Below are 16237 nucleotides of genomic sequence, written 5' to 3'. Positions count from 1 at the left end.
GTCGGCGTCAAATCCCGAGTCTGAGTTGTATGTAGATCCGTAGGAGCCGGCTTGCTGGCGAATGGGGTGGGTCAGTAATATTTGCGTTATCTGACTTAACGCGTTCGCCAGCAAGCCGGCTCCCACGGAGTTGAAGCGCGGATTGGTTACGTAATCGGCGCCGGGTTGAACAGGGTGATGTCGTTATGCAGACGATAGTGCTCGGTCCAGGTCTTTTTCTTGCCGCTGGCCACGTCCAGATAGAAGTGGAACAGCTCCCAACCCAGGTCCTCGATGCTCGCGCGCCCGGTAGCAATGCGCCCGGCATCGATGTCGATCAGGTCCGGCCAGCGCTGGGCCAGCTCGGTGCGGGTCGACACCTTCACCACCGGTGACATCGCCAGACCATACGGCGTGCCGCGTCCGGTGGTGAACACGTGCAGGTTCATCCCGGCCGCCAGTTGCAGCGTCCCGCAGACAAAATCGCTCGCCGGCGTTGCGCAGAAGATCAGGCCTTTGCGCGTCACCCGTTCGCCAGGGCCAAGCACCCCGTTGATCGCGCTGCTGCCGGACTTGACGATTGACCCTAAAGACTTCTCGACGATGTTCGACAACCCGCCCTTCTTGTTCCCCGGGGTGGTGTTGGCGCTGCGGTCCGCTTCGCCCTTGGCCAGATAACGGTCGTACCAGTCCATTTCGCGAACCAGGCCTTCCGCGACCTCCATGTTTTCCGCGCGGGAGGTCAGCAAGTAGATCGCGTCACGCACTTCGGTCACTTCCGAAAACATCACGGTCGCGCCCGCGCGCAGCAGCAAGTCCGACGCATAACCCAATGCGGGGTTGGCGGTGATGCCGGAAAACGCATCGCTGCCACCGCACTGCATGCCCAGAATCAACTCCGACGCCGGCACCGTTTCGCGACGACGCTGGTCGAGTTTCTTCAAGCGCGTCTCGGCCAATTCCATGATCTGCTCGATCATTTCGTTGAAGCCGTGTTTGGAGTCCTGCAAGCGATACAGCCAGGGCTCGCTCAGATCGACCGAGGCGTCGTCGGCGTGCATGACCTGATCGGCCTGCAACTTCTCGCAGCCCAGGCTGATCACCAGCGCCTCGCCACCCAGGTTCGGGTTGCGCGCCAGATTGCGCACGGTGCGGATCGGGATGTACGCGTCCTTAGCGGTGATGGCGACGCCGCAGCCGTAGCTGTGGGTCAGCGCCACCACGTCATCGACGTTCGGGTACTTGGGCAGCAGTTCTTCGCGGATGCGCTTGACAGCGAAATCCAGAACGCCGGTGACGCACTGAACGGTCGTTGTAATGCCCAGGATATTGCGCGTGCCGACAGTGCCGTCGGCGTTGCGATAGCCCTCGAAGGTAAAGCCTTCCAGCGGCTCCCCCCTGACCGGCACGGCATCGGACATCGGCAGACTGTCCAGCGCCGGCGCTGACGGCATGCGCAGCTGATCTTCCTTGACCCAACTGCCCTTCGGGATCGGCTGCAGCGCATAGCCGATGGTGTGGCCGTAACGAATGATCGGCTCCCCTTCGGCGATGTCCACGGTGTTCACCTTGTGGCTTTGCGGCACATTATCGACAGTCACCAGACCATTATCGAATTCAGTCCCCGCCGGAACGCCCTGGTCATTGACCACGACGACGACGTTATCAAGCGCGTGCAAGCGAATGTAACGCGGCGAGTCGGCATGTTGGATCAAGTTCATCACGGTTTTTCCTCAGAGTTTCGCTTGAGAAAGCTCGGCTTCACTGGCCGGCAAGGCACCCTTCACTGGGGTTTCCTTGAGTTCTACACGTTTGATTTCACCGACGATGAAGATGTAGCTGATCACCGCCACCAGCGCGTTGGCGCCGACGAACACCAGCGCCCATTTGAACGAACCGGTGGTGCTGATGATGTAGCCGATGACGATGGGTGTGGTGATGGAAGCGATGTTACCGAACATGTTGAACAGACCGCCGCTCAACCCGGCGATTTGTTTCGGCGATGCGTCGGACATGACCGCCCAACCCAGTGCGCCCACGCCCTTGCCGAAGAAGGCCAGTGCCATGAAGCCCACGACGACCCATTCGATGTCGACGTAGTTGCAGGTCACGATCGAGGTCGACAGCAGCAAGCCACCAATGATCGGCGCCTTGCGTGCGAAGGTCAGCGAGTGACCTTTACGGAGCAGGTAATCGGAAATAATCCCGCCGAGTACGCCGCCGATGAAACCGCAGATGGCCGGCAGCGAAGCGATGAAGCCCGCCTTGAGGATGGTCATGCCGCGTTCTTGAACCAGGTACACCGGGAACCAGGTCAGGAAGAAGTAGGTGATGCCGTTGATGCAGTATTGAGCCAGGTAAATGCCCAGCATCATGCGGTTGGTCAGCAACTGACGCACGTAGTCCCATTTCGGACCGCTGGCCGAACCTTTGCCCTTGTCCTGATCCATGTCGACCATGCCGCCGTTGTTGGCGATGTGATCGAACTCTTCCTTGTTGATGTTCGGGTGGTTGCGCGGGCTGTGGATAACTTTCAGCCAGATCAGCGAGAACACGATACCGATGCTGCCCATCACGAGGAACACGTGCTGCCAGCCGAAGGTGTAAACGATCCAGCCCATGATCGGGGCGAACAGCACAGTGGCGAAGTATTGGGCCGAGTTGAAGATCGCCGAGGCCGTGCCGCGTTCAGACGTCGGGAACCAGGCCGCGACGATGCGGGCGTTGCCGGGGAACGAGGGTGCTTCGGCGAGGCCGACCATGAAGCGCAATGCGAACAGCAGGAAGATGGCGGTCGAGAGACCGAACTCACCGACATAACCTTGCAGCACGGTGAACAGCGACCAGGTGAAGATGCTCAATGCGTAGACTTTCTTGGAGCCGTAACGGTCCAGAAGCCAGCCGCCGGGGATCTGGCCGGCGACGTACGCCCAACCAAATGCGGAGAAGATGTAACCGAGGGTGACGGCGTCGATGCCGAGGCTTTTCTGCAGGCTGGAGCCCGCGATGGCGATGGTTGCACGGTCGGCATAGTTGATCGTGGTCACCAGAAACAGCATGAGCAAGATCAAATAGCGGACGTGAGTCGGCTTGGTTTTCTGCATGTTCGAAACTCCCACTAGTTATTTTTTTTGCGCGGGTAAACGATCTTATGTGTGTGTGTGCTGCTCGCCCCTGCCCCTAAAACAGATGCGGTTTGAAGCTGTACTTCCAGGTATCCGTTAGCGACGCCCCGAGGGCAAAAAACCGCTGATCGCTCAGCGGTTTTGCGGCAAATGGACGGTTACTGCTTGCCCTGCTTGTCCATCAATGCAGCCAGCATGTCCACTTCGTCGGAAGTCAGGTCAGTTAGCGGCGCGCGGACCGGACCTGCGTCGTAACCGGCAAGCTTGGCGCCCGCCTTCACGATGCTCACTGCGTAGCCGTGTTTGCGGTTACGGATGTCCAGGTATGGCAGGAAGAAATCGTCGATCAGCTTGCCGACCGTCTCGTGATCGTCTTTGGCGATGGCGTGGTAGAAGTCCATGGCCATCTTCGGCAGGAAGTTGAACACCGCCGAGGAGTAGACCGGCACGCCCAGCGCCTTGTAGGCGGCGGCGTAGACTTCTGCGGTGGGCAGACCACCCAGGTAGGAGAAGCGGTCACCCAGACGACGGCGGATCGAAACCATCAGTTCGATATCACCCAGGCCGTCTTTGTAGCCGACCAGGTTAGGGCAGCGCTCGGCCAGTTGCTCCAGCAGCGACGGGGTCAGGCGGCAGACGTTGCGGTTGTAAACGACAACACCGATCCTGACCGATTTGCAGACCGCTTCAACGTGGGCGGCAACGCCGTCCTGGCTGGCTTCGGTCAGGTAGTGAGGCAACAGCAGCAGGCCTTTGGCACCCAGACGCTCGGCTTCTTGAGCCATTTGAATCGCCTGGCGGGTCGGACCCCCGACGCCAGCCAGAATCGGCACGCTGGTTTCACAGGTGTCGACGGCAGTCTTGATGATTTCGGAGTATTCGTCGCCGGTCAGGGAGAAGAACTCACCTGTGCCGCCTGCTGCGAACAGCGCAGAGGCGCCGTACGGAGCGAGCCATTCCAGACGCTTGATGTAGCCAGCGCGGTGGAAGTCGCCCTGGGCATTAAAATCGGTAACCGGGAAGGAAAGCAGACCGTGAGAGAGGATGGACTTCAGTTCTTGTGGATTCATTATTCGAACACCCTGGGAAGCTATTTTTGTGGATGAAGCACCAGTCCTGCGCTGATGTCGTAAGTCATCGTACAACTGGGGAGAGGATCACTCAATACCGTTTTGAAATATTTATGACGGAGGAGGATGAGTGGTGATTTCGAGGGAGGGCAGAATGGGCGACGGCGCCTGACTGTTGGCCGTTGCAGCCGTTGCAGGGGATATTTGTAGGAGCGCGCTTGCCCGCGAAAGCGTTTCTCCAGACGCCGCTGCGCAAAATGACCCATCGCCTTCGCGGGCAAGCGCGCTCCTACACTTGATCAGCGTCGCCTGCCCTTTTAAACAGTCGCCTCAAGCCCGCTGCGATTCAGCCTCTTCATGGGCATGGCGCAGGCGTTCGCGGCTGTTGGTCAGGTGCAGGCGCATGGCGGCGCGGGCGGCATCGGAATCCTGGCGCGCGATGGCGTCGTAGATTTCCTCGTGCTCGCGGCTCAGGCGGCTCATGTAATGCTGGTTATCGTCGTGGGCCAGGCGCGCGGAGTTCAGACGGGTGCGGGGAATGATGCTGGTGCCCAGGTGATTCATGATGTCGGTGAAGTAGCGGTTGCCGGTCGACAGCGCGATTGCCATGTGGAACTGGAAATCGGCGCCCACGGCATCGCTGGCATGCGCTGCGCTTTCACTGAGCGCATCGAGGGCGGCGCGCATGTCGGCCAGTTGTTCGGCGGATCGGCGTTGAGCAGCCAGGCCGGCCGACTCGACTTCAAGACTGATGCGCAGCTCAAGAATCGCCAGGACGTCACGCAGGGTGACGATGGTCGCCGGATCGATACGGAAACCGCTCGGGCTCGGTGTATCAAGGACGAAGGTGCCGATGCCGTGCCGGGTCTCCACCAACCCTGACGCCTGCAGGCGCGAGATGGCCTCGCGTACGACGGTACGGCTGACGCCCTGCTCTTCCATGATGGCAGACTCGGTGGGCAACTTATCGCCGCGCTTGAGTCCGCCAGTGCGGATGCGCTCGGAGAGTTCGGTAACCAATTCCTGCGCGAGACTGCGGTGCTTTCGGCGGGCGCGAGGCGGAGCGCTCTGATTTTCCATATCCAACATGCATCTCTAAGTACGCTGAACGCTGATGATAGCTCACCGGGTTGTGTGATCACACAACAACCCCGGCGAGGCTCCTGGTTTTACGACCTTTATGGCTTCAGCACTTTACGCTCAAAGCGCCGTTTCCGTTAGCGGCTGCTCATGCAGCTGACCGCCGTCGATGCGCACGTGCCGACGGTGGAAGCGCTTGAGGCTGCTGCGGTGGCCAATGCTGAGCAATGTCACGCCCGGCAACTCGTCCAGCAACGCCTGATACAGCGCGGCTTCATCCTCTTCGTCCATCGCTGACGTCGCTTCATCCAGGTACAACCAGTCCGGCGCGAACAGCAGGGCGCGGGCGAACGCGACGCGCTGTTGCTCACCCGGCGACAGCATGCGCTGCCAATGCTCGCTCTCGTCCAGTCGCGGGATCAGGTGACCCAGGCGGCAGGTTTCCAGCACTTGCGCAAAACGCTCGGCAGGATAGACCTCGGGCGCCTGGGGATAGCTCAACGCCTCCCGCAACGTGCCGATTGGCAGATACGGTTTTTGCGGCAGGAAGAACGCACGTTTGGCCGGTAATTTCACCGCGCCATGGCCTTCTTTCCACAACCCGCCCATCGCCCGCAGCAGCGTACTTTTGCCACTGCCGGAGCGGCCGCTGAGCATGACCTTCTCACCTGCTGCAATATGAATGTTGGCGTTGTTCAGCAACTGGCGACCGCCTGCGAGGGACAGTGCCAGGCCTTCGAGCTGCAAGGCGTCGCTCTCATGACTGACCTTGATGGCCGGCACGCGCGCTTCGTTTTCGTCCATGGCCTGACGGAAGCTGAGCAGACGATCACAGGTGGCGCGCCACGATGCCAACTGGGTATACGCGTCGATGAACCAGCTGAAATTCTCCTGCACATTGCCGAACGCCGAGTTGATCTGCATCAGCTCGCCCAGTTCGATCTTGCCGGCGAAATAACGCGGCGCGGCCACGACGAAGGCGAAGACGATCGCGATCTGCGAGTAACCGGCCGTGAAGAACGTCAGGCGCTTCTGCACCTTCATGATCGTCCAGAAGTTGCTCCAGACCATGCCGAAGCGCGCGCTCAGACGCTGATTCTCGTTGGCCTCGCCATCGGACAGGGCGATGCTTTCGGCGTTCTCGCGAACGCGCACCAGCGAGAAACGCATGTCGGCTTCGTAACGCTGTTGCTGATTGCTCAGCAGGATCAGGCGTTTGCCGATCAGGTGAGTCAGCAAGCTGCCGACCGCCGCATAAATAAGCGCGGCCCAGAACATGTAGCCGGGAATAGTGATGCCAAACAGCTCGATGCTGCCGGACACGCCCCACAGAATGACCGAGAACGACACTAGGCTGACCACGGTGCGCAGCAGGCCCAGGCTCAGACTGAGGGTGTCAGAAGTGAAGTTATTAAGGTCTTCGGACAGCCGCTGGTCAGGGTTATCGGTGTAACCGCCCTGCTCCAGCCGGTAGTAGTTCTTGTGCGCGAGCCATTTGGTGAAATGCTGTTCGGTCAGCCAGCGACGCCAGCGGATAGTCAGCATCTGGGTCAGATAGAGGCGATACACCGCGCCGAGAATGGCAATGGCGGCAATGCCGCAGAAATACAGGATCAAATGGGTGAAGGCCCCCAGATCCTTGTTCTGCAGCGCATTGTAGAAGTCGCGGTACCAGCTGTTGACCAGCACCGAGATGAATACACTGAACAGCGACAGCACGATCACTGCGATCAGCAGCACCCAGGCCATGCCTTTTTCTTCGCTGCGCCAGTAAGGCGTCACCAGCTTCCAGACCCGGGAAAAGAAATTCCCGTTCACAGCGTCATTGACCCTGGATTCATCTACATCAAAATTCATGGCAAAAAGCTCGGCAGCGGGCAGTTATAGGCGTTGGCGCCAATGTGCCAGACGCCACAGACGATCTTCCATGAAGAAATGTTTAAGGAGCATTCCCTGCTTAACGACGGACCGGGCGCTTCTGCAACTTGCGCTGCAAGGTGCGCCGATGCATGCCCAGCGCGCGCGCCGTCGCCGAAATATTGCCCTCGTGCTCGGTCAATACGCGCTGGATGTGCTCCCACTGCAAACGGTCCACTGACATCGGGTTTTCCGGCACCAGTGTGTCCAGGTCGGCATGTTCGGACAGCAGCGCTGCCAGCACGTCATCGGCATCGGCGGGTTTGCACAGGTAGTTGCAAGCCCCGCGCTTGATCGCTTCAACGGCCGTGGCGATGCTCGAATAGCCGGTCAGGATCAGCACGCGCATTTCCGGGTCCAGTTCCAGCAGCTTGGGCAACAGCACCAGCCCCGAGTCGCCTTCCATTTTCAGGTCGACGGCGGCGTAGTCCGGGATATCCTGCTGCGCGAGGGCCAGGCCCTCGTCGGCGGAACCGGCGGTGCTCACGCGAAAGCCACGGCGCGCCATGGCCCGAGCCATCACGCGAGTGAAAGTGGCGTCGTCGTCCACCAGCAGCAGGTGCGGCAGTTCCTCGCCTTCAACCTGGATTTCGTCAGTCATGCTTCATCTCCTCGTGCGTCACGGGGGAGGCGCAGCTCGGTAAGCGTGCCGCCCTCCTCGTGAGGATAGAGTTTCACCGAGCCGCCCGCGCGGGTCACGCTGGCCTTACTCAAGAACAGGCCAAGGCCGAAGCCTTTGCCCTTGGTGGTAAAAAACGGTTTGCCGATCTGCTCGGCGATGGCCAACGGGACGCCGGCGCCATGATCGCGGATGCTGATGCGAATTTCAGTGGCGGTCCAGTCCAGATTCACCTCGAGCCCTTCGGCGCAGGCATCGGCGGCATTGTTGAGCAGGTTCAGCAGCGCCTGGGTCAGATCGGGCGGCGGCGCCAGCACCGGCACGTCGCCCTGCCCCAAGCGCTGGAAGCGGTAGGTGGCTTCCGGGCGCATCAGGTGCCAGCGATTGAGCGCCTGATCGAGCCAATGCGTGACGGTCTGTTCCTGGACCGAAAGCCGACGATTCGCTTCGGCGGCGCGAACCAGTTGCTGCAACGTCTCTTTGCACAGCTTGACCTGATCCTGCAGCACCGAGAGGTCTTCCTGCAGCGCAGGGTCTTTGTGGTCCTGCTGCATTTCCTTGAGCAGCACGCTCATGGTGGCCAGCGGCGTGCCGAGTTCATGGGCGGCGCCGGCAGCTTCGGTCGCCACCGCCAGCAGTTGCTGATCGCGCGCCCCTTCTTCGCGGCGCAAGGCACGCATGTGTTCCTGACGACGCAGCTCTTCGGCCATGCGCGCGGCGAAGAAGGTGATCACACCAGCCGCCAGCGCAAAGCTCAGCCACATGCCGTAGATCTGCATGTTCTCCCGGGCCACAAAGGCATCCAGCGGGAAGAACTTGGCCAGCATCAGGGTGTACAACGCCAGCGCGATGCCCGACAGGATCAGCGAGTAACGCCAAGGCAGCGTCACGGCGGCGATGGTCAGCGGCACCAGATAATAAGAAACAAAGGGATTGGTTGAGCCGCCGGAGAAGTACAGCAGCGCGCTGTGAATAAACAGGTCGAATGCCAGTTGCACGGCGTATTCAAGCTCGGTCACCGGCCACGAGGTGCGCAGGCGAATGGCCGTCAGCAGGCAGACGATTGCCGAGAAACCCAGGGTGATGTCCAGTTGGAGCCACGGCAGCGGCAGCAGATCGAAGAGATAGGCAACCCCCACCGAGCCCGCCTGCGCACCCAGCACCAGAATGCGGATGAACGTCAGGCGCCAGAGGTTCTGACGGGTGGCGGAAAGCAGTTGCAAGGGGGCGAGCATGAGCTCTCCTGATGAGCGCTCCAGGCGAATCGGAGCGAGTATAACGAATGCGACAACAGTTGCCGTCAAAGTGCGTCAAAGCGCCACATCCATCTTACGCGTGTGCGACGGTGCAGGAACAAGCCTCCAGGTTCACAGTCTCATGGGCATCCGTTCGCCAAGGGCTTGCAATGCGCCTCGGGACGGTTCGCCAAACAAGGAGTTTTTATGTTCAGCCTTCGCCCCACTGCCACATTGTTCACCCTCGGCGCACTCGCGCTGGCCAGCGCCCCTGCCCTCGCCGACGACGTTCACTACAACCAGGTTTCGGTCCGCGCCGAGGTCAGCCAGGAAGTGCAGCGCGACCTGATGACCGTCACCCTCTACACCGAATCGCAGAACACCGACCCGGCCAAACTGGCGGCCGGCGTCACTGAAACCCTGAACAAGGCCTTGGGCGAAGCGCGTCAGGTCAAGGACATCAACATTCGTCAGGGCAGCCGCAACAGCTACCCGATCTACGACGACAAAGGTCAGAAGATCACGGGCTGGCGCGAGCATGCCGAACTGCGCCTGGAAAGCGCCGACTTCGCCGCGCTGTCCAAGTTGACCGGCGACCTGTTGGGCGGCGACATGAAAATGGGTGGCATGGACTTCTCGATTTCCAACCCCGCACGCAAGACCAGCGAGGACGCACTGCTCAAGGATGCTGTGACGGCATTCCGCGCCCGCGCCAAACTGGTGACTGACGCACTGGGCGGCACCGGCTACAAGCTGGTCAACCTGAACCTGAACACCTCCGGTTTCCCGCAGCCGTATCTGCGAGCGCCGGTCATGATGATGAAGGCCGCGCGTGCCGACGCAGCGCCAACACCGGATGTCGAGGCCGGGACCAGTCAGGTGAGCGTGGCAGCAGACGGTGTCATCGAGGTCGCTATCCCTTGATGCACACGGCGGCAGCCGATGGCTGCCGCTCTTTCCCTCTCCCGCTGTTCGCGCTCGCCTTGTTGCCTCTTCGCCCCTCCCTCGCCGTTTCCTCCTACATCGCTCAACGCTTTGGCTGATTTCCGATTGCTGCGTATTGCCTGAATAATTCACTCGCAATCTGCAACGGATCACCGCGCATTGACCATGCCGCCTGCCCTGACCAAAGGGACCGGCAACGCGCACTTACTCACTCAAGGAAGAAAAGCGTCATGACTCGTTTACCTCCCTCCCTGCCCATTGACGAACTGCGTCATGAGCAATTGCAAAGCAACTTTGCCCTCGAACTGTTCAAACAGACCGTAGCCTCACTCGCACCCAAAGAGTTTCAGGCTGCCATGCTCTGGATTTTTGGCGAAGACATCCCTGCCAACGTCTTCACGCTGCTGCGCAAAAAGCTGCTCGCCGGCGAGATCGCCAATGCCAATTGCGTTTTGAGCGACGTGCCGAAACTGGCCCACTACGACAACCGCGAACGGCTTATCCGGATCAACCCCTCAGTGGTCAGCAGTGCCCTTGCGGGCACCGAGCCCGAAATCCTGCTCAATATCCTGCTGCACGAGTTCGGCCATCATCTTGATAACGTCCTGCGCAGCGATCTGATTCAGCCGCACCTATCGGCGAGTCCGTTGGCAGCAGACGCTGAAGGTGAAGAAGGCGCACGCCTCGCACTCTGGCTCGCGTGTATCGCAAAACCCGTTCCATCCCGGATTCAAATCGCCACATGGTGGGACGTGCAAGAGAACCTGCCTCAGGAAATCACCGCGCACTGGGCTCAGTCGTCTAACGCGATCATCCGGAAACACATCGCGGGTCTCGGAAAACCGCTTGCACCTCGCCCGGAGTCGGATCAGGAGGGCTTCGAGGCGGGGGATGGCGATGAAGCAAGGCAAACCCACCTGGAGATAGAGAAGGTATTGCTGACGTGCGGCCTGACTCAGGCTGAGGTCAATGCGGTTTATTTCGGCAACTGGCTGCGCGACTACTCCCAGCTGCTTGACCCAAAAATTGTCCGGGCGATGGACATGCCCAAAGACTTCCCCGACGTGCTGTCCCGTGACGCTTTGACCCGCATCGTTGACATTTTGTCGGTCAAACGCTTCGGCGAGCTGCGCCGACAGCCTACATCCGACTACAAGGTGACGCCTGCGCGTCTGGGGGTATATCGCCCTTCCGAGCATATCGACAACCCGAAAGTCACCAATCCCAACGCGCCAGATCCCACCACCCGTGATCTGGATTTCGAGGTCGCCATCTTGGCGGGCAGCCCCCAGCTGGAAGTCGATTACCAGACCTCCATGAAGCGCTACATCAGCCGATCCGTCGACTTCATGCGTCGAGAGCTGCGCATCGCCATTGATAAAGGTCCCAACGCCGAAGGCTTGCGCGCGTTTGGCTCCGCACTGCATGTGCTGGAAGACTTCTTCGCCCACTCCAATTTCGTCGAGCTGGCGCTCATCAACAACGGCTATCGAAACGTCTTGCCCTGGACCTCGCCGGCGAACTGCAAGGCCGGCCTGCCCTTGGTCACAGGCATGTTCGGACCGACTGATGTCATCGCAAGCCTGGCCGGACCACTTGGGGAGATTCTGTTTTCTACCGAAGACGTCATCTACCAACCGATAAAACCGGGCGATCGCAGCCCGCGGGAGCAGGTGCTGTTGATCCTGCTCGAGGAGCATCACAACCCGCGCTACCTGGAAATCTACAACGCATTTCTCACCACCCGCGACAGCTGGGTAGATCTGCCGTTCGCCGAGTACCTGCAGCGCTGCGCGGCTTATCTGCAGGGACTGTCTGCGGTACCGGGCAACGCCGTCGGGATTATTTTCAAGGAGGTGCTGACACATTTTGGCGACCAGGTGGACGACTGGCAGACGGTCCACGGACAGGACCCACATGAAAATGGCTGTACCGACCCTTCACACTCGCAGTTGGCGAAAGACCACGCGCAGCATCCGCTGCACCTGCTGGCAGGGTCGCTGGCAACCGAGGCAGTGCGCAGCGTCGCCATGGCGATGATCAGTTGCTGGAACGGCAACGGCCGCGCCGACCCGATCGCCGTAGCGGAGGCCTACTTCAAACATCCGGTGGACTGTAGCTGGCAAAACAGACAGATCGCAGCCTGGGCCGCCGGCAATCCCGAGGACCTGCGCCGCAGCCAGGACAAGGTCGAAATGCTGGAAGTCCGAAAGCTGATAGCTGCCTCGGCAAAAAAAGCATCGGAGCAAATGAGAAAGGACAGCCTGGCTTATCTCAACTTCATGCGCGGCGAGTTTCTAGATAGCAATTCACCCATGTGGCTAGCGTTCCGGTTCACGCCTACCGGGTCGACGATCCTTGAGGTCCTGAAGTGGCTAGGAATTCTGAAGTAACCCCACCCGGAACCTTGTAAGAGATCCAAACAGTGCGGCACTCTCCGCTGTCTATCATCCCGTCGATGAATTCAGGCATGAGTGCCGCACTTAATGAGGTTCACATGGACACAACCTTCAAACCCCTGCTCCTGGCAGCCGCAATGGCGCTGTGCGTTCCCTCGGTGCAGGCGGCCAGCACCCTTGTCTACTGCTCGGAAGCCAGCCCTGCCGGCTTCGATCCCAGTCAGTACACCAGTGGCACCGAGTTCGATGCGTCAGCAGAAACAGTCTTCAACCGCCTGACCCAGTTCAAGCGCGGCGGCACCGAGGTCGAGCCGGGACTGGCTACCCAATGGGAAGTGTCCGACGACGGTTTGACCTACACCTTTCACCTGCGGCCGGGCGTGAAATTCCACACCACGGACTATTTCAAACCGACCCGCGACTTCAACGCCGATGACGTGCTGTTCACCTTCAACCGCCTGCTGAAACCGGACGACCCGTTCCGCAAGGCGTACCCGTCGGAGTCGCCGTACTTCACCGACATGGGCATGAACACCACCATCAAGCAGGTCGAAAAGGTCGACGATCAGACGGTCCGTTTTCAGTTGAACAACATCGATGCCGCGTTCATCCAGAATCTGGCGATGAGCTTCGCCTCGATTCAGTCGGCCGAATACGCGGCCCAATTGATCAAGCAGGGCAAGGCTGGCGACATCAACCTGAAGCCGATCGGCACAGGGCCTTTCGTGTTCAAGCGCTATCAGAAGGACGCGCAGATCCGTTACGTCGGCAACAAGGATTACTGGAAGCCGGAGGACGTGAAGCTCGACAACCTGATCTTCTCGATCAACACCGACGCCGCCACCCGGTTGCAGAAGCTGAAGACCGGCGAATGCCAGATCAGTGGGTATCCGCGTCCCCAGGACATCGAAGAAGCGCAAAAAGACCCGAACCTCAAGGTGTTGAGTCAGGCCGGTTTCAACCTGGGCTTTCTCGCCTACAACGTGACCCATCCGCCGCTGGACCAACTGAAGGTGCGTCAGGCGCTGGACATGGCCATCGACAAGCCTGCGATCATCAAGGCCGTTTACCAGGGCGCCGGACAGTTGGCACAGAACGCTCTGCCACCTGCGCAATGGAGCTTTGATCCGAACATCAAGGACGCGCCCCACGATCCGGAAAAAGCAAAGCAGCTGCTCAAGGAAGCGGGCGTTGCACCGGGCACGCAGATCAATCTGTGGGCGATGACCGTGCAACGCGCGTCCAACCCGAACGCGCGCATGTCGGCGCAGATGATTCAGTCGGACTGGGCGAAGATCGGCATCAAGGCCAACATCGTCAGCTATGAATGGGGCGAGTACATCAAGCGCGCCAAGGCTGGGGAGCATGACGTGATGATCTACGGCTGGACCGGTGACAATGGCGACCCCGACAACTGGCTCGGCGTGCTGTACAGCTGTGGAGCGGTGAAGGGCAGCAACTACGCCAAATGGTGCAACCCCAGCTACGACAAGCTGGTGACCCAGGCCAAGCTGACCAGCAACCGCGATGAGCGCATCAAGCTGTACCAGCAAGCGCAAAACATTCTGAAAAACGACGTGCCGATCACCCCGATCGCTAATTCAAAAGTGTTCCAGCCGATGCGCAAAGAGGTTCAGGATTTCAAACTCAGCCCATTTGGCCTGACGCCCTTCTACGGCGTGAGCCTGGCCAAATAATTCGCTCAAACCAACAGCGAAGTAACACTTACTGACCGAAGCGGGTGCAATCGCCACGTTGCGGCGCACCCTTTTGGTGCGACAAAGATATCGATATGCGACACGCAAACGTTCAACAGCGTCAGAAATTACACTTATGCGACATTCGTGTACGTTCGTGCCACTGTTTGTCACCTTGCTGGCGCCAGCATCTTGCTTTGGGTATGGCGCCTGCATAAGTATCCGCGGGACCGGCTCAAAAGGCCGTACCCTCAATCAAAAAATGACAACAACTGAGGCCACCATGCTCAAAAAAGCGGTCATTCCGTTTCTTCTCGGCGCAGGTTTGATCGCCAGCGCTCCCTTCGCCCATGCAGCATCGAATCTGGTGTTCTGCTCCGAAGGCAGCCCTGCTGGTTTCGATCCAGGTCAATACACAACCGGTACCGACTTCGATGCTTCGGCCGAGACCGTTTTCAACCGTTTGAGCCAGTTCGAACGTGGCGGCACCGCTGTCATTCCAGGCCTGGCCACCAGCTGGGACGTTGCCCCGGATGGCCTGACCTACACCTTCCACCTGCGTGAAGGTGTGAAATTCCACACCACGCCGTACTTCAAACCGACGCGTACCTTCAATGCCGATGACGTGCTGTTCACGTTCAACCGCATGATCAACAAGGACGACCCGTTCCGTAAGGCGTACCCGACCGAATTCCCATACTTCACCGACATGGCGATGGACACCAACATCACCAAGATCGAGAAGGTCGACGATCACACCGTCAGAATGACCCTCGGCACCGTCGACGCCGCGTTCATCCAGAACCTGGCAATGAGCTTTGCGTCCATTCAGTCCGCTGAATACGCCGCCCAGTTGCTCAAGGAAGGCAAGCCGGAAGACATCAACCAGAAGCCGATCGGCACTGGCCCGTTCGTGTTCAAGAGCTACCAGAAAGACTCCAACATCCGCTTCACCGGGAACAAGGACTACTGGAAGCCTGAAGACGTCAAAGTCGACAACCTGATTTTCGCCATCACCACCGACGCCTCTGTTCGTGCGCAGAAGCTGAAGAAAGGCGAGTGCCAGATCACCGCATACCCGCGTCCGGCTGACCTCGCTCCGCTGAAGGCTGACCCTGCTTTGAAGATGCCTGATCAGGCCGGCTTCAACCTGGGTTACATCGCCTACAACGTGATGCCGAAGATCAAGGGCGAAGACAAGCCGAACCCGCTGGCTGACCAGAAAGTACGTCAGGCGCTGGACATGGCCGTCGACAAGAAAGCCATCATCGACGCCGTGTATCAAGGCGCAGGCCAACTGGCGACCAACGCCATGCCGCCGACCCAGTGGTCTTACGACACCACAATCAAAGACGCACCGTACGACGTCGCCAAGGCCAAGGACCTGCTCAAACAGGCGGGCGTGAAGGAAGGCACCGAGATCACCCTCTGGGCGATGCCGGTTCAGCGTCCTTACAATCCGAACGCCAAGCTGATGGCCGAAATGCTCCAGAACGACTGGAAGAAGATCGGCATCAACGCCAAGATCGTTTCCTATGAGTGGGGCGAGTACATCAAGCGCGCCAAGGCCGGCGAGAACGGCGCAATGCTGATTGGCTGGAGCGGCGACAACGGTGACCCGGACAACTGGCTGGGTACCCTGTTTGGCTGTGACGCCCTTAACGGCAACAACTTCGCCAAATGGTGTGACAAGCCGTTCGATACCTTGATCCACCAGGCCAAGGAAACCACCGACCAGGCCAAACGCACCGAGCTGTACAAACAGGCTCAACACCTGCTCAAAGATGCCGTGCCTATGACTCCAATTGCCCACTCGACTGTTTATCAGCCGATGCGCAAAGAAGTTCAGGACTTCAAGATCAGCCCGTTCGGTCTGAACTCGTTCTACGGCGTCAGCGTCAGCGGCAAGTAATACTTCCAGATGACCACTCGATCGCGTTGCCCAAGGGCAACGCGACCGCGTTGTTATGCACGATTGTTAAATGAAAATGACTATCGTTAGATGAGTAGCGACTTGATTACAGTCGGTGCCTACTAACGATAAGCACTTTTCCTACAGACTTTGAAGCACGCGTAACCATGGACTGTGTGGCGCCAGAGACATACCTTCTGACGAGCCGCAAATTCTGTCCGTTGTTTATCTTGAACAGTGAGATGTATCCGGGCGTTGA

At 59.4% G+C, this 16237-nt stretch carries 11 protein-coding genes; 4 read left to right on the top strand and 7 right to left on the bottom strand.

All coding sequences use genetic code 11. From position 1 onward, the window contains the following. Positions 1 to 146 precede the first annotated feature (146 nt). From garD to L4G42_RS24580, 7 genes are all read right to left on the bottom strand, one after another. Positions 147 to 1700, bottom strand: coding sequence for a galactarate dehydratase (gene garD, locus L4G42_RS24610; protein WP_237254212.1), 1554 nt, complete (start codon positions 1698 to 1700; stop codon positions 147 to 149). Positions 1701 to 1712: 12 nt separating this feature from the next. After that, positions 1713 to 3083 (bottom strand): MFS transporter, encoded by a 1371-nt coding sequence (locus tag L4G42_RS24605; protein ID WP_237254213.1) that lies wholly within the window; start codon positions 3081 to 3083, stop codon positions 1713 to 1715. Positions 3084 to 3262: 179 nt separating this feature from the next. Further along, positions 3263 to 4174: a 5-dehydro-4-deoxyglucarate dehydratase gene (kdgD, locus tag L4G42_RS24600; RefSeq protein ID WP_237254214.1), complete on the bottom strand. Its 912-nt coding sequence runs from the start codon at positions 4172 to 4174 to the stop codon at positions 3263 to 3265. A 330-nt stretch (positions 4175 to 4504) separates the two neighbouring features. Further along, positions 4505 to 5254, bottom strand: a complete 750-nt coding sequence (locus L4G42_RS24595; protein WP_108120830.1) for a FadR/GntR family transcriptional regulator — start codon at positions 5252 to 5254, stop codon at positions 4505 to 4507. Positions 5255 to 5374: 120 nt separating this feature from the next. Beyond that, entirely contained in the window at positions 5375 to 7111 is a 1737-nt protein-coding gene (locus tag L4G42_RS24590) for an ABC transporter ATP-binding protein/permease (RefSeq protein WP_237254215.1), read from the bottom strand. Positions 7112 to 7211: 100 nt separating this feature from the next. Further along, on the bottom strand, positions 7212 to 7772 hold the full coding sequence (locus L4G42_RS24585; protein ID WP_065990162.1) for a response regulator transcription factor: 561 nt from the start codon (positions 7770 to 7772) through the stop codon (positions 7212 to 7214). Beyond that, positions 7769 to 9025, bottom strand: a complete 1257-nt coding sequence (locus tag L4G42_RS24580) for an ATP-binding protein (protein WP_237254216.1) — start codon at positions 9023 to 9025, stop codon at positions 7769 to 7771. The genes L4G42_RS24585 and L4G42_RS24580 overlap by 4 nt, the downstream gene beginning before the upstream one ends. A gap of 207 nt (positions 9026 to 9232) precedes the next feature. On the opposite strand from L4G42_RS24580, the gene L4G42_RS24575 reads away from it, so the two are divergent. From L4G42_RS24575 to L4G42_RS24560, 4 genes are all read left to right on the top strand, one after another. Continuing rightward, positions 9233 to 9949 (top strand): SIMPL domain-containing protein, encoded by a 717-nt coding sequence (locus L4G42_RS24575; RefSeq protein ID WP_237254217.1) that lies wholly within the window; start codon positions 9233 to 9235, stop codon positions 9947 to 9949. 377 nt (positions 9950 to 10326) lie between these two features. Further along, a complete protein-coding gene (locus L4G42_RS24570; protein ID WP_237259990.1) occupies positions 10327 to 12363 on the top strand; it encodes a Het-C domain-containing protein in 2037 nt (678 codons plus the stop codon). A 104-nt stretch (positions 12364 to 12467) separates the two neighbouring features. After that, the gene (locus tag L4G42_RS24565) at positions 12468 to 14066 is read left to right on the top strand and encodes an ABC transporter substrate-binding protein (protein ID WP_237254218.1); all 1599 of its coding nucleotides are present in this window, start codon (positions 12468 to 12470) and stop codon (positions 14064 to 14066) included. A 283-nt stretch (positions 14067 to 14349) separates the two neighbouring features. Then, entirely contained in the window at positions 14350 to 15978 is a 1629-nt protein-coding gene (locus tag L4G42_RS24560) for an ABC transporter substrate-binding protein (RefSeq protein ID WP_237254219.1), read from the top strand. Positions 15979 to 16237: the final 259 nt, after the last annotated feature.

The sequence above is a fragment of the Pseudomonas petrae genome, from assembly GCF_021728295.1.
Classification (GTDB): Bacteria; Pseudomonadota; Gammaproteobacteria; order Pseudomonadales; family Pseudomonadaceae; genus Aquipseudomonas; species Aquipseudomonas petrae.
Note: the sequence above shows the minus strand (reverse complement) of the source record. Positions and strands in the feature narration are given on the sequence as shown.